The organism is Salinivibrio sp. IB868, from assembly GCF_001995655.1.
Lineage (GTDB): Bacteria > Pseudomonadota > Gammaproteobacteria > Enterobacterales > Vibrionaceae > Salinivibrio > Salinivibrio siamensis.
The window spans coordinates 38,761-58,505 of sequence record NZ_MUEW01000009.1 but is presented as its reverse complement, the minus strand read 5'-3'; the positions used below and the strand labels follow the sequence as shown (position 1 = coordinate 58,505).

The window sequence follows — 19,745 nt, the reverse complement described above, 5'->3', positions numbered from 1 at the left end:
GCGTTTTTCTTTGCGACGAATATTACGGTGCTACTGGCTCTCCAACCGCCATCGCCAGCACACTCACCGGATGCAAGGCCTCCAGCGATGTGTTTTCTTCAATTTGCCATTTACAGGTTTCACAGTCGGTGATCGCAAAGTCCGCCTGCGCGGCTTCAATCTGAGCAAACAAGCCACTACCGATATCAATCGAGGTTTGGTAGTTCTCGGTTTTAAACCCATAGGTACCTGCCAAGCCACAACACTCGCTATCGAGCACAATCACCTCTAACCCGGGGATCATACGCAATAGCTCAATGGTAAACATCGCATTACCACTGCGTTCCAAGTGACAAGGGGTATGGTAAACCACTCGCTTATTAATCGGCTTGAGCTTGGGCATCTCGCCATTCATGGCCGCTTTGAGTAAAAAGCGGGTCACAAAACTGATCTGCCCTGCCACGTGGGCGTTATTTACTCCCAGTACGTGGGGATACTCTTCTTTTAACGTCAACGCACACGATGAGGAGGTGGCTATTACAGGGCGATGCTTGGCAACCGCATCGGCAATCATCGCCGTATTGGCGGTCGCGTTACGGCGCGCTTTATCGTAAAAGCCATTGGCAATTAAAGGCACGCCACAGCACTTATGTTTCTCGAGCAATTGCACGCCATACCCCATCGCATTCATCACTTTCACTAAGTCTTTACCAAGCTGCGGGTTGTTAAAATTCACATAGCAGCCATGAAAGTAACTGACTTGTTTGGGATAATCCGCTTGTGTCGCTGCTTGGCTTTTCATCCAACGCCGAAAGGTGCCAAACGAATACTTGGGTAGGGATTTATGTTTATCCACCCCAATCGTGGCATGCATCACCGCTTTCACCGGTTTCAGATCCGTCATCACGTTCACCAACGGTGCCACTGGATTAGCGAGCGTGCCAAACAAATCGGTATGGCTCAGCACGTAATCACGCATCAACTTAGGATTGATGTTTTTCTTGCCGTGTTTGCCGCGTGCCACCGCAATGATGTCGCCAATTTTTACCCCGGAAGGACAGGCGGTCTCACAGCGTTTGCAGTTGGTGCATAGCTTGAGCAGGTCATCATAATACTCAGGGTTTTTGATCCGCAGGCGCTCACCATCCGGGCCACACTCTTTGGGGCCAGGATACGCAGGGTTCGCCTTTGATACCGGACAATACACAGTACAGACCGTGCATTTAATGCATTGGTCAAAACTGGTGGGTTGCGGCGCATGGTCGCTATAGTCACGCTGTTTCAGCCATTCAGTTAGCATGGGACGCCTCCTTAGCGCTCGCCATCACCGCGAGCGCACGTTGCGCGGCGGCGTAGCCGGTTGCGATCGCAACGCCACCGCCACAGCCCTCATAGACGGGATCGTAACCACTGAGTACCGCACCACACACAAACAGGTTTTGGCAGCGCTTGCCGCGTGCGGTGGGACGTAGTTGGTTGTCGGTGTTAATGCCAAAGGCCATAAAGGGGTGGCTTTGCTGACTGAAAAAGTCGTCGTTGCGCCACTCACTCCGATCAGGGCTTTGCACCATGTCTAATCCCAACGTCGGTTCGCTCACCTGAGTGCGGTCGGCATTGAGACCGCGACTAAAATAGCTGCCCGTGGCTAAGATCACTGCCTCTGCGGTTAACGGAATATCTTCGAGCTGACGCGTATGCAAGGCGGTAAGGCGACCGTTGTCGTCAAACTCACCGCCAGTGACTTGATCGCCGCGCAGCAATACCCCACCCGCGCTAGCAAAGGCCCGCTGTAACGCACGCTCAATGCGGATCCCCAGCAGAGAAGGCGGCATGGTCGGCACTTCGTGAAAACAGCGATCGGTGCGCTGTTTAAGCGCATCCATCCCCCGCTCGCCGGCCACATCGGCAATGATGGCGGGTAAAATCACCAGCTCATCTGGGCCGGACTGCGCGATTAGTTGCTCGCACAGACTGTCAAAGGCATCAGGCTCAGCCAATAAACGAGAAAGATCCACTGAGCGCAGCTCATTGCGGTTACGGCGTAATCGCTCGGCTCCCGGAATCGACAGCGTAATGGTGCGACTTGGGCAGGATGCAAAATCACGCTGGGCGGTAATGGTGTCTTTCGCTAACGTCGGTTGCGCATCGCGATAGCCTTCAATGGCCACAAAACACAAACCAGAGAAACGACGCGGGCCGCGATGCTGATACACATGCCCTTGCGATAGCCAAGTCGGGCGCACGGTGCCCAATGGCGTAATACGGCCGTGGTTGGCGTTATCTTCTTGATGATACAGACACACCTTTTGCGCACTCAATTGATGTTGGAACCAAGCGAGTGACTGGGTGATTTCCTCTAAACTGACTTTGGCATAGGGATGCTCAGGATGCTGGCGCACCAGTTTCGTAATCGCTTCAAAAGGCTGACTGACCGGCTCACCATTGGGAAAATGGCCCAATACATCAATCGAGCCTGACGAGAAATGTAGCGCGCTTTGTCCGGCGCTAATCATTACGGTTTTCTTGCCCGCTTCCAGTGACCGCAATGCGGCAGTAAACCCGGCAATGCCGCCACCAATCACTGCGATATCGTAGTGGATCATTGTGATACCTCCTGATCAGCCGCTGACGTCGGTGCTGGGCGTTTCACCTCAGCGTCACACATGGCTGCTGCGCCAGTACTCTCTGCCTTCGGCGGCGTTGGCACCTCACCGGCGCCAAACAATCCTTGATAAATCCAATAGCTAAATTCGGCTTCGCGTAGCGCATCGCCCCAAAAAATCGGTTTCACGCCTTTCCAGCGCTCTTCGAGAAAGTCCACCAGCAGCCCTGCACTGGCTTGGCCATCTATCCCTGCCAGGTCACTGAATAAGCTAGCGGCACGATAGCTGCACAGCTCGCCCTGACAAGGCCCCATACCCAGACGAGTGCGCCGACGCAGATCGGTGAGATTTTTCACATCCAGAGATTGAATCGCATAGTTCACCTCGCCCTTGGTCACCATTTCGCATTCGCAAATCACCGCTTGGCTGTCGTCACTTTCATCTAAAAAATGGCTAACGCGCTCACCGTGGCGGTAATAGGCGGATTGGTAGACAGGTTTCACCAAGCTGGCACTGGCTTTACGGATCCCTTTAGAAGGCTCAGAGCCCGGCAGCGGACGGGTCGCAGTTTGGCAACGGTTGCGGTTACCCAACTTTTCAGCCACCAAGTCTGTGGCTTGCTCGGCCATCAAACGATAGGTCATGAGCTTGCCACCGGTGATGGTGACCAAGCCTTCTAGCCCATCGCGTGCTTGGTGGTCGAGTAACACAATGCCGCGACTGATATTACGGCCACTGCCGTCGTCATCTACCGAGATCAAAGGCCGCACGCCCGCATAGGCGCGCAACACGCGTGTATTGGCCATGATGGGGGCGAGCTTAGCCCCTTCGCGCATCAGCACATCCACTTCTTGTGGCGTCACCGCTAGCTTATCAATCTGATCGTACTCGATGTGCTCAGAGGTGGTGCCGATTAAGGAAATGGTGTCACCGGGCACCAAGATGTCAGCGTCCGCCGGCTTACGACAGCGGTTGATCACACGGTTATTAATTCGATAATCGAGGATCAGCAATGAGCCCTTGGCGGGGAACATTTTAATATTCAGATCGGCATACTCGCAGATTGTCTGCCCCCAAATCCCTGCGGCATTGATCACTTGCTTCGCCATAATGGCAAAACGCTCGCCGGTGAGGGTATGCAAACACTGGACGCCTTGCACCGTCGCCCCTTGACGAATTAATCCCGTCACTCGGGTATGGTTAAACACCTTGCCACCGTGCTCTTTGCCGTCCAGTACGTTCGCGGCACACAAACGAAAGGGATCGATAATGCCATCCGGCACCTGTACCGCGCCAATCATCGCTGGATTCGCGTTGGGTTCGAACGCTAACGCTTCACGTGGCGTCAGTTTTCGGGTCGGAATACCGGCTTTATCGCAACTGGCAATAAAGGTGTCTTGGTACGCTAAATCATCTTCCGGCAAGGTGATAAAAAGTCCGCTGGTGTCTTCCACGCAGTGGCGAGCAACGGCTTTAAGGATGGTGTTTTCTTGAATGCATTCACGGGCCGATTCGGTATCTGTGACCGCGTAACGAGCCCCAGAATGCAGCAGTCCATGATTGCGCCCCGATGTGCCTGCCGCAATATCGTCACGTTCGAGCAAAATGCATGAGATGCCACGCAGTGCGCAATCTCGCATGATGCCGGTGCCGGTTGCACCCCCACCGATGATGACCACATCCGTTTCAATATACTGGCTATTTGGCATGGGGCCTCCTTGTTACTGTATCGTAACGGGAGTGTGGCATTTTCCGTGTCACAAAGACGGCGAGATCATCACACAATGCGCGAATTCGAAACACAAACTCACACTTGTTTGATTTAAGACAAACTTTTGGCCGCCAAAAGACGCGCGAATGGTGACACGGGAAGCCACTGCTACAAGGGAAAGGCCCGACGATCGCACCGAAGGCTCCGTCAAGTTGGCAAATTCAATGCGATGCACAACAAACACATTAAGAAAATGCGCGAAAACGCGCATTGTTGATGATTTGTATAGTTACTTGCTACTGGTGCCAGCCACTAAACGCTGACGTGTCATGTACCCGCGGTAACACAGTGCCACTACAAAACATAACCCTGCGGGAAACAGCAGGGCAGCAAAATGGAAGTGCGCAAAAAGCGCCGCACCCACTACCCCGCCGACGATAAAGCCAGACGCGATCAGTAAAAAGAGCATCAGCTTGCGCTTATCGACTGGATTGCCGCGTAGCTTGCCCCCTAGCATTAATCCTAAATCGGTAAAGATGCCGGTTAAATGGGTTGAGCGCACGATCGCGYCGCTGTAGGTGGTCGCCATCGCATTCTGCAAGCCGCACGCTGCCGAGGCTGCTAACTGACCGATGGCAAACCCGCGAGACAGAAAATAAAACGCCACCATAATCAGCCCAGCTTCGACAAACAGTGCCGAGTCATAATGGCGGCCCAATTTAAGCGTGCTGCCATGCAATAAGCATCCGGAAACCGCGGCACCGAGGAAAAAAGCCAACAATAAGCCACCCAGTTGGATAACTTGTGTCCATTGGCCGGCAAACAACCCCGAGCCAAATTGCGTCGCGGTGCCTGACACGTGTGAGACGGCTTGATGTTCAAAGCCCAACAGACCGATCGCATTGATGGTACCGGCGATCAGCGCTAACACAAACGCCCCGGCTTCAACCCACCGAGGCAAACGGGTAATCATTGGCTTTCCTAGTCGTTATTGGATGAGGATGATGGCTGGTCAAGCCTATCCAGTTGGTTGTGGCGGATCATCGCTTGTAACTCCTTCACATACGCCTGGCCACGCTCCGAATAGCGCCCTAGCCCATTAGCAAGCGCTGCACCAGACAGCGGTTTATTCTGCTCACGCAAGCTGGCGCGGATCTCGCGTAGCCCTTGGTACGCGGCATGGGTATTCAAGTTATTGATGTAGCTTTGTACCGAGGCTTGCGGGTTATCAAACGCTGCGACTTCGTGCACTTTCCCTTCCGCTCGTTGATTAGGGACCAGTCCACATCCTTTACTAAAGCACCACTGGCCGAAGTAGTTATTCCCTTCCCGTGCAAACCGCGACGTGCCCCACGCACTCTCGTTCGCCGCCTGCGCTAACACCAACGATGGAGGAATCATATCCACCCGTTGGATCAGTGCCATCCAGTCGGCTTCTTGGTCGACATCAAAACCCTCCAGCTCATACTGTTCGGCGAGCGCTTGGACGCGTTTTATTTCTCGGCTACTTAGCTCACTTTTACGCGCATGCCATGCCATTAATGCGGTGCGATCCGCCAGTACCTGGCTGTTAATGGCATTAACAACAGGCGTGAAGTAATCAAAAAACGCCTGCTTGCGCTCAGCCCCCGCGGCAAAGGATTGGAAATCAGGCACAAGAGGAGCTTGGGGCCGCTGACACGAGATCAAAATGGTGATGGTCACAGCAAAAATAGCCATGCCAATAAAGACGAAGGTACGATGTTTCATAGTGCCCCTAGTGTTGTCGATGTGGGCGGTATTATACGCGAAATACCTGATGGCGACGAATGCCGCCCTTTCAACTTAGCACTGGCTGAGTCACATCATGTTAACAAGGTAAGATGACCCGAAAGCATGCGCCGCCTAAATCACTATGGTCGATTTCAACATGGCCACCGTGGCGGGTGACAATTTGTTTGACGATCGCCAGTCCCAAACCATAGCCGGAACGCTTTTTGTCGCGGGAACGATCCGCACTGTAAAAGGCATCAAAGATAAACGGCCAATGTGACGGATCAACGCCCTCACCATCGTCGTGTACCGCAATCACCAGCTGCGTGTCTTCACAATATACACGCACGGCTATTTGACTAGTCGCATACTTCTCCGCATTACCGATTAAGTTGGTAAGCACGCGTTTAAGCAGATGAGGGTCGGCCTCAATGCAAGGCAAGTCTTGCGGTGCATCCAAAATCACAGACTTATTGCTCAGCGTTTGCCAACGCGGCCATTCATCGTGTAGCCACACCGAAGTATTCAATCTCTCCGGGCTAAAAGGTGTATTAGGGTGATCAACACGTGCCAAATAAAGAAGTTCATCAATCAACCCTACCATTTCGTCGGTATCTTCAACGATACTGACGATTTTTTGTTGCTGCTTGGGGCCCAGTTGACTCTCACTCAACAATTCAGATTGCCATTGGATCCGAAACAAAGGAGAGCGCAATTCGTGCGCAACCGCGTTGGTTAGCGCTCGACGACTACTGACCAAACTCGCAATTCTGTCTGCCATATGATTAAAGGTCGCGTTTAAACTACCCACGGTATACTGACTCTTTGTTGACGCCCGCGCTTGTAAATTTCCGTTGGCAAATTGGAGAGCCGCTTGCTCGAGTGACCGTACTCGGCGGCTGAGAAACCGCACCATGAAAAAACTGTAGAGGGCGAACCCCAAAAAGAGAAAAACAAACAGCAGATCTTCATTAAACTCTATTGCCCCATGTAGCTCGGAACCCACCGCGGTTCGTAAGCTATAGATTCGCTCCTTATCGGCCAGGCGGAACCATAAGGTTTCGTTTTTATCATCAAACACCGCGGAGGGATCGAGTTGGTGGGAAAATGCCTCATTCAAATGAGAGGGAATGTTGCCAAGCTTGTGTACGGATAATGAATATTCGACGTTATCGGCATAATCCTTTAGCGCGCCTAAAGCCTCTTGTGTTCCCGCCTGTGACTCAATCAACGCTAACATATCAACGACACTTTCAGCCTGTCGCTTCGCCAAGGTCGCCTCATAATTTTCCGTCAGTTCATACACAAGGTATTCGTAGGTCAATGAGCTCACCATAAAAATGACGATCAACCCAAAGAAGAACTCTAAATATATCCGACGCATTACTCACCACTCATACATATTTCTGTTATGCATTTACCATGCATCAGGCACAAACAAGTAACCTTTTCCACGTACTGTGATAATTTTTTGGGGATTGGGGGACGTATCACCCAGTTTTTTTCTCAAGGTCACAATTTTATTATCCACCGTTCGGTCAACACCGTCATACTCAATACCACGTAATGCACGCGTTAACGTATCTCTTGTATGTACCTCGTCAGGCTGACTTGCCAGGTGCCAAAGCAATGCAAATTCACTGTCTGTCAACGCAATGGGTTTATCATCTAACGAGCAGTAACGTCTCGCCTCATTGAGTGCCAACACACCATAATTAAGAACACTGGGTTTGGACGAGGCGGCTGCAGTGTCGTCTCTCAGCTGTCGCAGTTGCACTCTTACACGAGCCATCAATACCCGAGGTTTAATCGGTTTACTGATAAAGTCGTCCGCGCCAACCTCTAGTGCTGCCACATGATCAAAATCATCATCACTAGCGGTTAGCATCACAATTCTGCCTCTAAATCCATCACGGATTTGTCTACAAATTGTCAGTCCATCGTCACCGGGTAACATTAAATCGAGTAAAACTAAGTCAGGTTGTGCGGAAATAATATAGTCAGCCGCCCCTGCTCCTTCAGCAAGTGCCGTTACGCGATAATCTTGTGCTTCAAAATACTCTGTCAGCATTTCTCGCATTTTGGGGTCATCTTCGACAACCACTAAGTGCAGTTTCTCTTCCATTAATCTTGACCTAGAAAAATAAACAAACGAAAAGCCTTGGTATAAATCATTAAAAACTCTGTGCGTCTACAGGCGTAGATACCACGACAGTTATACGACAAATCATGACACTCTGCAGATACATTACCGCGCTCTTCAGCCGTAAAGTACCACTCAAACGTTCCCCCTTTAAGCGAACGTTCCAAAAAGCAATGACTATAAGTCATACGTTCTTAAAAAACACCTACGACGAATAATAGGTTCTTTACAATGAAAAAATTAGCACCTTTAGCTTTACTGATTCTCGCACCGGCGGCTTATGCCTCTTCTTATATGGGAATGGAATTTGGAGCTGGTAGCGCTGATGTGAGTGGCTTAGATAGCAGTGAGTTCAAAAGTGATCTTGAGGACCGAGGAACAGTCAAGCTGTATGGCGGTAAGTATATCACTGACTCAGTACGCACCTACGGCTACTGGCAATCGGGCGCGTCGAGCAAGTCAACGATCAAAGCTGCAGATGAAGAGCTTTCATTGGAAAATACTGACTATCAATTCGGTATGGGCTTAGACTATGTCCACGAGTTCACTGACAATTTGTACGGTATTGCTGGTGGTACGCTAGGCTACCAACGCAGTAAGCTAGAAATTAAGGACAAAGATGCTCAGGGGACTAACACCTATAACCTCAGAGACTCTGGCCTAGCGAGCGACGTCAATCTCGGACTTGGCTATCGTTTTGACTCCGGTATCGCTTTGGAAGGCGGCCATAAATACGGCTTAACGAAACAAAAGTATTCGGAGGGTATTTCCTTCAAGAACCCAAGTGTGTTTTACCTCGACGTTAACTATAAATTCTAACAAACGATCATAGACGACAGTTGGCTAAACTTATTCGGACAGACCGTTTAAGGTAAGACAAAGACACTATCTCGCCCCCTTATCCAAATAGGCATCCACTCAGTGGGTGCCTATTTTTCTTTCAATAGCGGTGATAACGATTCGTGACAAGCGATGGCTGGTTAAATCTCAGTTCTAAGTGTCAACTCGACCAGCCGTTAACATGACGGCCGATTCATAGCCCCCTATCATAGTTAATTGTTTGCCTTGTAAAAAATACTTGCCTGCTCCTCTACCTATATTTGCTGGTTAGCGTTTTCGCTTAAGTAACACTTTGTTACATTTCCTAGGCATCATAAAGACTCACGCGCTAGGATGACCATGAAAAACATTTTATTTTTACCCATTGCGATGTTTGCGTTCGGTATGGATGCCTATGTCGTGGCGGGCATTATTCCGGACATTTCGACCAGTTTTCAGATCACTGAAGCCGAGACAGCGCAAATGGTCACAGCCTTTACGTTGTGCTATGCCCTTTCCGCACCAATACTGGCGACATTGTTGGCAAGCTTTCCGACCAAAAAGGCACTCGTGTTATCGATGCTGATGTTTATCGCCGCTAATCTTGTCACCATTTTCAGCACGCACTTAACCATGTTACTAGCAAGCCGCGCGCTTGCCGGCATAGGGGCAGGCATTTTCTCGCCTTTAGCTGCGGCAAGTGCCGCCTCTTTGGTGCCTGCAGATAAGAAGGGGCGTGCATTAGGGCTGTTGTTGGGTGGCATGAGTGCGGGTACCGTTGTCGGGGTTCCCGCTGGTCTTGCTCTGGCGACTTGGCTTGGGTGGCAAGGCGTTTTCGCCGTCGTGATCGGTATCGCGATCATTGGGCTTATTGGCGTGGTGCTGGGTGTTCCTCAGATCTGTGTCGCCCCGCCGCCATCACTAAAAGCACGCGTCGCGTTACTCGCCAGTCGCTCGGTGTCTATCACCATTACGGTCACCTTCTTGACGGCTGTCGCTAGCTTGGGGCTCTATTCTTACCTCGCACCGGTCATTACGGGCATCACACAACAAACCAACCTCACGCCATATTTATGGGTTTGGGGCCTAGGCGGCATGGTGGGCAGCTTCACCATCGGCCATTTAATTGACTGGGTAAAACACCCACGAGCCATCTTGCTCGGGATACTAACGCTCATGTCCGTGGCCATCTTGAGCATTCCGAGTAGCTTGGCGCTGTCCTCAATCATTGCCTTTGTGCCATTCTTTTTATGGGGTGCGGCCGGTTGGTCGTCGCTCGCGCCACAGCAACACACACTGATAAGCCTCCAACCGGAGCAAAGTGCCGCAGTTGTTGCGCTCAATAGTTCATCAAACTACCTAGGTGGTGCGGTGGGTACCCTTTTGGGAGGGCTGTGGCTCGGCCACGGCCTCTCGGTGACTCAGCTTGTCTATGCCGCCGCGGCAGTTGGTGGCGTAGCAATCGCTATTCAAATCGGGATTCTACGCCATAACACTCACTCCGTGATAAAAGAGTGCAAAAGCGCTTAGCCAGACAAGAGTCAACTCGGCTCATCTCTTAAACGTTACGCATACTTGTCTCGATAAGAAGGAGTGCTACAGATGGTGTTGTTAGCATCTGATCATAAGGAGTTATATCCTCAAAATATGTTCGCTTGCAGCAAGGAAGCAAACCGCTACGTCTTACGTGATACTGGCTCGTGTGTCGTGTGATTTTGTGCTTGTTCTGGCGGTGCAAACAAGCACTGCCATCGTTGCCGAAAACTCAGACCGGGCTGCGTGGCATCACGCCACATTTGTTGCCATTCGGCAAAGGTCACCACCAGAGGATTGAAACTGTTCACTGGCTTAGGGATCCCATAGCGAACCGGTTCAGATTCCGGCTCGAAGGTGCCAAATAACTTGTCCCAAATGATTAAAATGCCCGCGTAGTTTTTGTCGATATACTGAGGATTCACGCCATGGTGAACGCGATGATGAGACGGGGTATTAAAAATCCACTCCACAGGCCCGAGTGTCTTTATCCATTGAGTATGAACAAAAAACTGTAACCCTAAATTCAGCAGTACAACAAACACCACCCATTGTGGCGGAAATCCGATCACCACCAGCGGCAGCCAAAACAGCCACATCCCTGCCAGCGGGTACATTAAGCTTTGGCGAAACGCGGTGCTAAAGTTCATCCGCTCAGAGCTATGATGCACCACATGCGCCGCCCACATCCAACGAATACGGTGGCTGGCGCGATGAAACCAGTAATAACAAAAATCCTGCGCGATCATCAGTAATAAAAACAGGCTCACCGACATCTCAATGTCGAACAGCCGCCAGCCAAACCACCACAAATAGACCTTGGCAATCAGCAAGCCTGTCAGTAAATCTGCAGCTTGATGCAGCCCCGCCAAGGTAAAGTTACAAAGCACTTCCGGCACGTAATAACGGGCATTATCGCCCAATTTTCCGCGGCGCAGCGCTATCCAGTACTCCCCCAACATGCATAAGAAGAACACGGGAGCGAGCACAAGCAGCAGCCATTCGGGATGGGAAATCAGTTCGGTCACGGGGCCTTTATCGCATAGTACAATCTATTAACATATTAGGGGGTTCTGCCCAACCTGTAAGGAAAAGTATCACCAAGCTGTTAGTTTGCGCACATATTGCAATGCAGTGGATGTTCTTCATCAATGGTGAAAAGCGCCCAAACGGCGCCTTTCGCTATTGTCAGCAGTTTAGTTTTAATCGTCGCCGTAGTATTGCACGCCGAGCTTAATTCGCTCGCGTCCTTGCGCTAGGCGATGTTTATTCGTATCCCGCAGCGAATAAATACACCCGCAGTATTCTTGCTGGTAAAAACGCTCGCGCTTACTGATTTCTATCATGCGCTGGCTACCTCCTTGTTTGCGCCAGTTGTAATCCCAGTATTGGACATCTGGATAGGGAGCCGCTGCGCGATGGCCACAATCATTAATTTGCTGCATATTCTTCCAGCGCGAGATACCCAGTGAACTACTGATAAACCGGAAACCATGTTCGGCGGCATATAGCGCTGTACGCTCGAACCGCATATCAAAGCACATGGTACATCGTATTCCGCGCTCGGGCTCAAACTCCATCCCCTTTGCTCTGGCGTACCAGTTATCGGTGTCGTAATCCATATCGATAAATGGCACGTCATGATCTTCTGCAAAACGAATATTCTCCTGCTTACGAATTTCGTATTCTTTAGCTGGATGTATGTTGGGATTATAAAAAAAGATGCTGTAACGGATCCCACTCGCTTCAATGGCTTCCATCACCTCTCCCGAACAAGGGGCACAACAAGAGTGAAGTAGTAACTGGTCGTTGTCGCGATCAAAGTCAGACGGCAAAGGCAACGGCATACGTGTAAATTCAGACATCACAGTTCCATGTTCATAATGCTCAAACAAAAACGCGAATATTCATATATTTGCGTATTAAGGTGAATTCTAGCACGCCACCGTCCAATTTTTCAGGCATGGTTATTCCCCAATGGGTTTTTACGGTTTTTATGATCAATACGTACCTCTCTGGCCTGCATATGATGTTCGCCAGTGACCTCAACGTTCATGCCAGGTTCAAGCTCATCAAGCATGTCAGGGTCAGCCATAATCTTATAAATATCATTGCCCGTCTCAACCATCATGTGGTCTTCTGCGATGTCCGTTACTTGCCCATTTACAACGCTGGGTTGCGCATCGGCCAACACACCAAAGCTAGAGAAAAAACCTAAAAGGCAGAGTAATATTTTCATGGACGTTCCTCTTTGTATTCGCAATCCGCAGAAAACAAAGTAAAGAACAAGGGGGAAATAGTTGCCAGTGAAATGCTGACTCTTTGTTATGGCGTCAACCAGACGCTCGCGTCACACGCCGCTAGTCCCCTACTTTTATCTCGTAAGTGGTAAAGCATTCACCCAACATATGTGTTTTAAATACTCGTAGAGCACGTTGCGTTAAAAACGTGGATTCTCGACGGGTGTGCAGCAAATGAAGATAAACGACTTGATGACCAAGTTGTTCAGCGCGCGAGAGTAGAAACTTAAATACATACCGCCCAAGTCCCCAGTGCGAGGTATCCAACACGATCGCCAATTCAAAACCACATTCAGCACGCTGAATACCACACCATCCTACGAGGCAGTTGTTGACACTCACCGCCCTAACCAAACATCCGTCTTGAGTATCAATGTGTCTCTTCTCTCTCACCCATGTTTTGATGCTCTGTGCATCAAAAGGGGCATGTTCGATAAGATGCTGCCGAATACTGGGTTTATTGAAGATAGGGATAAAGTCGTTTGGCGTGATGGCATCGAGTGGTAAGTAATTAATCATCATCACACTCCAGTATTGGGGCGACTGTAGGAGGCGAGCGACGGCAAGAGTCGCCAGACTAAGTTTACAGTATCAAACAGAAGAGGCTGGATCAGAGCAAGGTGCTGAATATGTTGATGGGATCTGTCTTTACACGATCAAAAAAGCCGCTGATTTCTCAGCGGCTTTTCGATATGTGGCGGAGGGACAGGGATTCGAACCCTGGAAGGGCTATTAACCCTTGCCGGTTTTCAAGACCGGTGCTTTCAACCGCTCAGCCATCCCTCCGAACAGGGTGGTATACTAATGTTGGCCCGAGTTAATGTAAAGCACTGCAACAAAAATTTTGGTTTAAGTGATGGATATTTATCCATTACTCGCGTCGCTTGGCTTCACATTGGTTAAACAAGTTGGTACAACGTGCATATACTCTCGACGAGAGCTCGCATGTTATTAACTCAGGAACCGACATGACCTTAGACAGCTTTCTCGCCAAAGTCACGCAAACCCCAGATATGGTAATGTTTGACGAGACAATGGCGGTGATAGATGCACATTACGACTACGCCCCTACTCGATTCACTAACGGTGATCTCGCCAATAAAGCAGGCCAGAACACAGGCTCTTGCAAAGTACTCGCATTCTGCCAACTTCATGAGCTCACGGAAGCGCAGACGCTCGCCTGCTTTGGGGGGTATTATCGCGAAGACGTGCTGAGCAATCCTTCGGGGACGGATCACAAAAACATTCGTAACTTTATGGTCACCGGATGGAAGGGGGTCTCGTTTGACAAAATGCCACTCAAGGCTAAAACACGCGCGCACTCATAGCCTGAATAGCAACGTAAAACGGCGACTATTCGTCGCCGTTTTGCCTATCAAACCGACGTTTTAACCAAGGCCTTTAACCCGACATCGCGGCTTGGTGACGAGGTAGAAAGACTTCTCCCATCATACAACGCACGCTTCCCCCACCCACGGTTTCAATTGTGTTGACATCGATAGGTACCAGTTTACCAAATTGGCGCAGCGTGCGTTTTTGCTCTTCGGTAAAAGCACTGTAAGCAGACAGTGACATGACGATGAGCGATTCACCGTGGCGATTGCGCAATTGTAGAATATTGCCACAAAGCTGGTTCATTTGTGACTCACTAATGGATACCAAGGTTTTATCTTGGCTCAGTGTGTTACACACGAGGTCGCGCTGCCCAGCTTCGATCACCTCATCGCACACAACGGCAAACTCTTCACCCACTGCCATCATCACATTGCTATGGTAAACGGGATTGCCATCGCTCATCTCCGTGTTGAAACTCACGACTTGTCGCATGCCCACCTTTGCCGCCCACTCAGTTAGCAAAATACTGTCACAACGGTGTGAAAGCGCCGCGTAAACACGCTGGTTGAGATGGTCGATAACCATCGCGCCGGTACTTTCAAGAAACGCATCGTCTTTGTCATGACACTTCACTTTGTGTACATGATTGACGGCATAGCCTGCACGGTCCAATGCAGCCATTAAGCGCTCGGGTTTCACCTCTAGCTGGCGGTTTGGGCATGCCATGGGATAAAGGTAAAGCTCGCCACTGGGGAGCGTACTAAACCAGTTATTGGGAAACACCGCATCAGGCGTCGCAGGATCAGATTCTGGGTACTCCATGACCACCACATCGATACCGTGGCGGCGGAGGATCATCACCATGTTATTGAATTCGGCCATCGCGCGCGTTTTCACTTCTTCATCCGGCAGTGACGGCGCATGCTGAAAACCATTATCCTCACTCGTTTGTGCATTAAACTTAAAATGAAGCGGGGGCACCATCACCACAGCAGACGCCGCATGCGGATGAGTCAGCGGATATTGGGTATCACAGCTCGCTAAAAACGCCATAAGCAAACCTTCTAAAAACAACAAGTACTAAGAGTATAGAGTCGCTGTCACGCACGCGATCAATCCGGGTGCGTCACCGCCTCTTCCAACAGTGTGAATACTGAATAAGCGATGGAAAATATCATTGAAACAAGTTTTTTACAAACTGAGTTTTTCGGCCTCTCGCCCCCTTAAAAATATCAACGACAAAAAATTATATATCAGATTGAATTAATTGAATTTTTCACCAAAAGCATTCGCATTTCTAACGATATTTACCGCCACTAACAATTATTGCCCCTACCTTGTGTGTGGTTGGCTACAATAGGAGTAGCGACAAGGAGGAAAAGGCATGGAACCGGCACGCCCCACTCATAATGAGCAGCAAAGACTACACGCATTACACGATCTGGGTATATTAGACACTGGACACGAAGACAGATTTGAGCGGATTGTCAGAGTCGCTGCATATGTCTCGGATTGCCCCGTTGTCGCCATTAGCTTGGTCGATGAACAGAGGCAGTGGTTTAAAGCCAAGCGTGGTTTAGCCGTCAACCAAACAAGTCGAAGCGAATCGATTTGTGGTCATGCTATTCAGCAGTTAGAGCCATTAATTGTTGAGGATACTCACAATGATCGTCGCTTTGCTGACAACCCTTTGGTAACCGGTCCTCCCTATATCCGTTTTTATGCAGGCTTTCCTTTTAGCCTAGATAGCGAACACCTGCTTGGAACGCTCTGTGTCATCGATCATCATCCTCGCGAGCTTACGGATGCCTGTCAGCGCGCGCTGTCAGACCTCGCGCGTATCGTCGAGCATGAATTGATAATGACGCAACAAAATGTCATTGATCCGCTAACAGGCGTATTCAATCGACGTGGCTTTTACCGAGAAGTAAACAGTTATCTAACAGACGATGTTGTCATTGAAGATCAACATACGTTATTACACTTTGATGTTCGCCAGTTACAAGGCGTGAATCAGCGCTATGGCAAGCATGCTGGCGATAAAGTGCTGAAAGAATTTGCTGGCTGTCTAACGGATGTGTTCGGTGACTTAGGCTGGATTGGGCGCCTAGAGGGCTGTGAGTTTGCGGTATTATTGATTCAACAGGATGTCGATGCAGTCGAAGCACAATTGGATCGCTTCTATCTCAGGCTTTGCCGCCGATTATCTTTAGAACGCTATCCGTTTATTTACTCAGTCGGCCTTGCCCACTTTTCGCAGATTGACGAAACCGTCACGCTAGAAACAATGCTTCTAGACGCGACAAGTGATACAAGGCGCTACGCTGTGCCTGAAGAGACACGTCATATTGGGTAAAGGTGATGAGGGAAAGCATGGAGATTGGAGCGACATACGAGGTTCGAACTCGTGACCTCGACCTTGGCAAGGTCGCGCTCTACCAGCTGAGCTAATGTCGCTTATGCAATTRAGCGTTGCATGACGCTGTGTAAAATTGGTTGCGGGAGRCGGATTTGAACCGCCGACCTTCGGGTTATGAGCCCGACGAGCTACCAAACTGCTCCATCCCGCGTCCGTAACATCAATTGTTGCTTGATGTGGGCAAAACTTGGAGCGACATACGAGGTTCGAACTCGTGACCTCGACCTTGGCAAGGTCGCGCTCTACCAGCTGAGCTAATGTCGCCTTATGCAATTAAGCGTTGCATGACGCTGTGTAAATTGGTTGCGAGGAGCTGATTTAACGCGGAATGCAATTCGCGCCGTGCAACGGCACCGACCGAAGGTCGTATTGACTTATTATCAATCGTTAAGTGCTTCTTTAGCAACCTAAAATTGGTTGCGGGAGGCGGATTTGAACCACCGACCTTCGGGTTATGAGCCCGACGAGCTACCAAACTGCTCCATCCCGCGTCCGAATTTTACTGCACCAAGAGAAACATGGAGGCGCGTCCCGGAGTCGAACCGAGGTCCACGGATTTGCAATCCGCTGCATAGCCACTCTGCCAACGCGCCTTAACGCTGCTGCCTCTTGAGTACGGGGAGGCATTCTACGGATTAACGTGATCGAGTCAACACTTATTATTTAAAAAAAGTGTCAGCTGCCTGTTTTGCAAACGAAAACATCAAAATCCACCCAGTTTGCGGATCTTTTCAGCATGGTTTGCCTTTTTATTCTTCACTCCCTGTTTTATCTTCATTTTATTTCTTATTAACATTTTTGTGACAAGTTTTGTGTCCGCAATGTGTCTGTCTTAATTTTTAAACAACGTGTCTTTTTCCTCTACAGTGAATGGGTTGCAAGGAGTAATGCGACACTATTCAAATCAAGGAGGAAACATGAAATACAAAATGACAATGCTCGCTTTCGTGCTGGCCACCAACTTTGCCCACGCGGGTCAAGGCGACGATAAAGTCTGGATTTCCATTGGCGCTGATGCGCAACAAACGGCACGTCACGCTGGCGCCAGACCGATGTTGTCACACGCTGTTGCAAGCAATGGCAAAGCATGGGTAGGTGAAGTCAGTGAATCGCAACTGGCCGCGCTGTCTCATGAGATGCATGAAAATCACCACCGCTGTGGTGGCTACATCGTGCACACCTCAGCACAAAGTGCCATGGCAGCCAGCAATATGCCGGTGTCCCGCGCTAGCTTTACACCACCAGCTATCAAGCAGCAGGCGCTCGTGACACCTTGGCTGGACCAAATTCAATCAAGTTTAATCGTGAATACCATCGATCGCCTGACCGACTTTCCCAACCGCTTCTACACCACGACATCGGGCGCACAAGCATCCGATTGGATAAAGGCACGCTGGCAATCACTCGCTCAGGGATTAAACGGTGTGACAATCTCTCAAGTGTCGCACAGTGGTTATAACCAAGCGTCGGTGATGATGACTATCGAAGGCGCAGAAAGCCCTGATGAGTGGGTTGTGATTGGTGGGCATCTCGATTCCACCATTGGTGCACGCACAGACGAGCAAAGTATCGCTCCTGGCGCCGATGACGATGCCTCCGGGATTGCGGCAGTGACAGAGATCATCCGTGTTTTATCGCAGAATGACTTTCAACCCAAACGCAGTATCGCCTTTGTCGCTTATGCCGCCGAAGAAGTTGGACTCCGTGGCTCGCAAGCTATTGCTAACCAATTTAAACAACAAGGCAAAGATGTACGTGGCGTGTTGCAGCTTGATATGACCAACTACCAAGGTTCAGCAGAAGATATTGTCTTTATTACCGATTATACCGATAGCGGGCTCACCCAGTATCTCACTCAATTACTCGATACCTATTTGCCTACACTTAGCTATGGCTTTGATACATGCGGATATGCGTGCTCCGACCACGCGTCTTGGCATCAAGCAGGCTATCCTGCAGCCATGCCGTTCGAAGCAAAATTCAATGACTACAATCCCAATATTCATACCCCTCGCGACACACTCGCCAACAGTGATAGCGAGGGACGTCATGCAACCAAATTCACTAAGCTAGGCCTTGCTTATACGGTAGAGCTAGCCAACGCAGACTCGCAGCCTAATCCGGGTAATAACCTCAAACTTGGGCAGCCTATCAACAACATATCAGGGGATCGTGGCAGCGAGCGCACCTATCGCTACCAGTTAGAGACCACCAGTGATGTTGTCATCCGCACCTACGGCGGTACAGGCGATGTGGACCTTTATGTCAAACAAGGTGGTCAAGTTAGCGCTGATAACTGGGATTGTCGCCCCTATCAAGGCGGAAATAACGAAATCTGCCGGTTTGATGGCGCATCGCCAGGTGAGTTTTCAGTCTTGCTTCGGGGCTATAGGGATTACCAAGACGTCAGCTTGATTGTTGAATAACCACAATCGCTCAAATAGGTAACGGCGAGCGACCCATCGGCTCGCCTTCTTATCAACTTTTTGAGCCACCGTGATTGAAAGGCGTCCGCGTGGCGCCCTATTTGTCAGAGGGGGTAAGGAAGCGAAATGTTAAGTTGATTCGCTCGCTCGTCGGCTTTTGTGTTTTCGGCAAACTGTGCTGCCAATGAGTTTGGGTTGTACCTCTCATCACCAACAAGGATCCGTGATTCAATAAAACCTCTCGCTTTTCTTGCCGCTTAGGATGACGAAAGAGAAAACGGCGGCTCGCGCCCAAGCTGACAGAGGCAATCGTAGGTTGCTCTCCCAGCTCGGACTCATCATCTCGGTGCCATCCCATGTAATCGCTGCCGCTACGATAACGATTTAACAGGACAGTGTTAAAGGGGGTCTGGCACTGCGCCTCTACCCAGCCTTTGAGTTGGCGCAAAGGGTGAGTCCAAGGCAGCGGCTGAAGCGTTAGCCCACTGTAGGTATAAGGATGATCACCATACCATGCCAATAGACGTGGCTGCATCACGGTGCGGCCAAACAACGAAATCGGCAATTGTTGCCAAGGCGTTTGTGCAAGTAAGGTTGAAAACAATGTGTCAGCACAGCCCACTGATAACCACTTCGGCCACCAGTCTACCTGAGCATCAGGCATATCAGTGATCGGGTGGCTATCAAATGCCGCATCAGAAAAGAAACTTTGCTGCTCGGGAGGG

18 protein-coding genes and 6 tRNA genes are annotated in these 19,745 nt (G+C 50.1%); 5 read left to right on the top strand and 19 right to left on the bottom strand.

Annotated features, from left to right (window positions below):
• Positions 1–22 precede the first annotated feature (22 nt).
• The 7 genes from glpC to BZG20_RS10810 all read right to left on the bottom strand — a co-directional run bounded on the left by glpC (position 23) and on the right by BZG20_RS10810 (position 8,170).
• Entirely contained in the window at positions 23–1,279 is a 1,257-nt protein-coding gene (gene glpC, locus BZG20_RS10845; protein WP_077578994.1) for an anaerobic glycerol-3-phosphate dehydrogenase subunit GlpC, read from the bottom strand.
• Positions 1,269–2,582 carry a glycerol-3-phosphate dehydrogenase subunit GlpB gene (gene glpB, locus BZG20_RS10840; protein ID WP_077578993.1) on the bottom strand — a complete coding sequence of 438 codons (1,314 nt, stop codon included), beginning with the start codon at positions 2,580–2,582 and terminating at the stop codon, positions 1,269–1,271. The genes glpC and glpB overlap by 11 nt, the downstream gene beginning before the upstream one ends.
• Positions 2,579–4,291 (bottom strand): anaerobic glycerol-3-phosphate dehydrogenase subunit A, encoded by a 1,713-nt coding sequence (gene glpA / locus BZG20_RS10835; protein ID WP_077578992.1) that lies wholly within the window; start codon positions 4,289–4,291, stop codon positions 2,579–2,581. Before glpA ends, glpB begins: the two co-directional genes overlap by 4 nt.
• 291 nt (positions 4,292–4,582) lie before the next feature.
• The gene (locus BZG20_RS10825; protein ID WP_077578990.1) at positions 4,583–5,266 is read right to left on the bottom strand and encodes a YoaK family protein; all 684 of its coding nucleotides are present in this window, start codon (positions 5,264–5,266) and stop codon (positions 4,583–4,585) included.
• 8 nt (positions 5,267–5,274) lie between these two features.
• Positions 5,275–6,042, bottom strand: a complete 768-nt coding sequence (locus BZG20_RS10820) for a glucosaminidase domain-containing protein (RefSeq protein ID WP_108743420.1) — start codon at positions 6,040–6,042, stop codon at positions 5,275–5,277.
• A 100-nt stretch (positions 6,043–6,142) separates the two neighbouring features.
• Entirely contained in the window at positions 6,143–7,429 is a 1,287-nt protein-coding gene (locus BZG20_RS10815) for a HAMP domain-containing histidine kinase (RefSeq protein WP_077578989.1), read from the bottom strand.
• A gap of 33 nt (positions 7,430–7,462) precedes the next feature.
• The gene (locus tag BZG20_RS10810; protein WP_077578988.1) at positions 7,463–8,170 is read right to left on the bottom strand and encodes a response regulator; all 708 of its coding nucleotides are present in this window, start codon (positions 8,168–8,170) and stop codon (positions 7,463–7,465) included.
• A gap of 249 nt (positions 8,171–8,419) precedes the next feature.
• Here BZG20_RS10810 and BZG20_RS10800 point away from each other — a divergent pair, with 249 nt between their 5' ends.
• Complete coding sequence (locus BZG20_RS10800) at positions 8,420–9,007, top strand: outer membrane beta-barrel protein (protein ID WP_077578987.1); 588 nt, start codon at positions 8,420–8,422, stop codon at positions 9,005–9,007.
• A gap of 360 nt (positions 9,008–9,367) precedes the next feature.
• Complete coding sequence (locus BZG20_RS10795) at positions 9,368–10,537, top strand: MFS transporter (RefSeq protein WP_077578986.1); 1,170 nt, start codon at positions 9,368–9,370, stop codon at positions 10,535–10,537.
• Positions 10,538–10,683: 146 nt separating this feature from the next.
• Here the strand turns inward: BZG20_RS10795 and BZG20_RS10790 are convergent, their stop codons facing one another.
• The 5 genes from BZG20_RS10790 to BZG20_RS10770 all read right to left on the bottom strand — a co-directional run bounded on the left by BZG20_RS10790 (position 10,684) and on the right by BZG20_RS10770 (position 13,626).
• Positions 10,684–11,568 (bottom strand): sterol desaturase family protein, encoded by an 885-nt coding sequence (locus BZG20_RS10790; RefSeq protein WP_241829528.1) that lies wholly within the window; start codon positions 11,566–11,568, stop codon positions 10,684–10,686.
• Between the two features lie 174 nt (positions 11,569–11,742).
• The gene (locus BZG20_RS10785; RefSeq protein WP_077578984.1) at positions 11,743–12,405 is read right to left on the bottom strand and encodes an epoxyqueuosine reductase QueH; all 663 of its coding nucleotides are present in this window, start codon (positions 12,403–12,405) and stop codon (positions 11,743–11,745) included.
• A gap of 92 nt (positions 12,406–12,497) precedes the next feature.
• Positions 12,498–12,779: a hypothetical protein gene (locus BZG20_RS10780; protein ID WP_077578983.1), complete on the bottom strand. Its 282-nt coding sequence runs from the start codon at positions 12,777–12,779 to the stop codon at positions 12,498–12,500.
• A 121-nt stretch (positions 12,780–12,900) separates the two neighbouring features.
• Positions 12,901–13,362, bottom strand: coding sequence for a GNAT family N-acetyltransferase (locus tag BZG20_RS10775; RefSeq protein WP_131825350.1), 462 nt, complete (start codon positions 13,360–13,362; stop codon positions 12,901–12,903).
• Between the two features lie 173 nt (positions 13,363–13,535).
• Positions 13,536–13,626 (bottom strand) — tRNA-Ser (locus BZG20_RS10770).
• Between the two features lie 182 nt (positions 13,627–13,808).
• On the opposite strand from BZG20_RS10770, the gene BZG20_RS10765 reads away from it, so the two are divergent.
• Positions 13,809–14,168, top strand: coding sequence for a HopJ type III effector protein (locus BZG20_RS10765; protein WP_046075234.1), 360 nt, complete (start codon positions 13,809–13,811; stop codon positions 14,166–14,168).
• A gap of 73 nt (positions 14,169–14,241) precedes the next feature.
• On the opposite strand, the gene BZG20_RS10760 is transcribed toward BZG20_RS10765, so the two are convergent.
• Complete coding sequence (locus BZG20_RS10760; RefSeq protein ID WP_046075235.1) at positions 14,242–15,228, bottom strand: arginine deiminase-related protein; 987 nt, start codon at positions 15,226–15,228, stop codon at positions 14,242–14,244.
• A 331-nt stretch (positions 15,229–15,559) separates the two neighbouring features.
• Here BZG20_RS10760 and BZG20_RS10755 point away from each other — a divergent pair, with 331 nt between their 5' ends.
• Positions 15,560–16,531, top strand: coding sequence for a sensor domain-containing diguanylate cyclase (locus BZG20_RS10755; protein WP_046075236.1), 972 nt, complete (start codon positions 15,560–15,562; stop codon positions 16,529–16,531).
• Between the two features lie 25 nt (positions 16,532–16,556).
• On the opposite strand, the gene BZG20_RS10750 is transcribed toward BZG20_RS10755, so the two are convergent.
• The 5 genes from BZG20_RS10750 to BZG20_RS10730 all read right to left on the bottom strand — a co-directional run bounded on the left by BZG20_RS10750 (position 16,557) and on the right by BZG20_RS10730 (position 17,187).
• Positions 16,557–16,632: transfer RNA gene (locus BZG20_RS10750), tRNA-Gly, on the bottom strand.
• Positions 16,633–16,668: 36 nt separating this feature from the next.
• A tRNA-Met gene (locus BZG20_RS10745) sits at positions 16,669–16,745 on the bottom strand.
• A gap of 37 nt (positions 16,746–16,782) precedes the next feature.
• Positions 16,783–16,858: transfer RNA gene (locus BZG20_RS10740), tRNA-Gly, on the bottom strand.
• Positions 16,859–17,008: 150 nt separating this feature from the next.
• Positions 17,009–17,085 (bottom strand) — tRNA-Met (locus tag BZG20_RS10735).
• A 28-nt stretch (positions 17,086–17,113) separates the two neighbouring features.
• Positions 17,114–17,187: transfer RNA gene (locus BZG20_RS10730), tRNA-Cys, on the bottom strand.
• 336 nt (positions 17,188–17,523) lie between these two features.
• Here BZG20_RS10730 and BZG20_RS10725 point away from each other — a divergent pair.
• Positions 17,524–19,020, top strand: coding sequence for a M28 family metallopeptidase (locus tag BZG20_RS10725; RefSeq protein ID WP_241829530.1), 1,497 nt, complete (start codon positions 17,524–17,526; stop codon positions 19,018–19,020).
• A 97-nt stretch (positions 19,021–19,117) separates the two neighbouring features.
• Here the strand turns inward: BZG20_RS10725 and BZG20_RS10720 are convergent, their stop codons facing one another.
• Entirely contained in the window at positions 19,118–19,684 is a 567-nt protein-coding gene (locus BZG20_RS10720; protein WP_046075486.1) for an alpha-ketoglutarate-dependent dioxygenase AlkB, read from the bottom strand.
• Positions 19,685–19,745 lie beyond the last annotated feature (61 nt).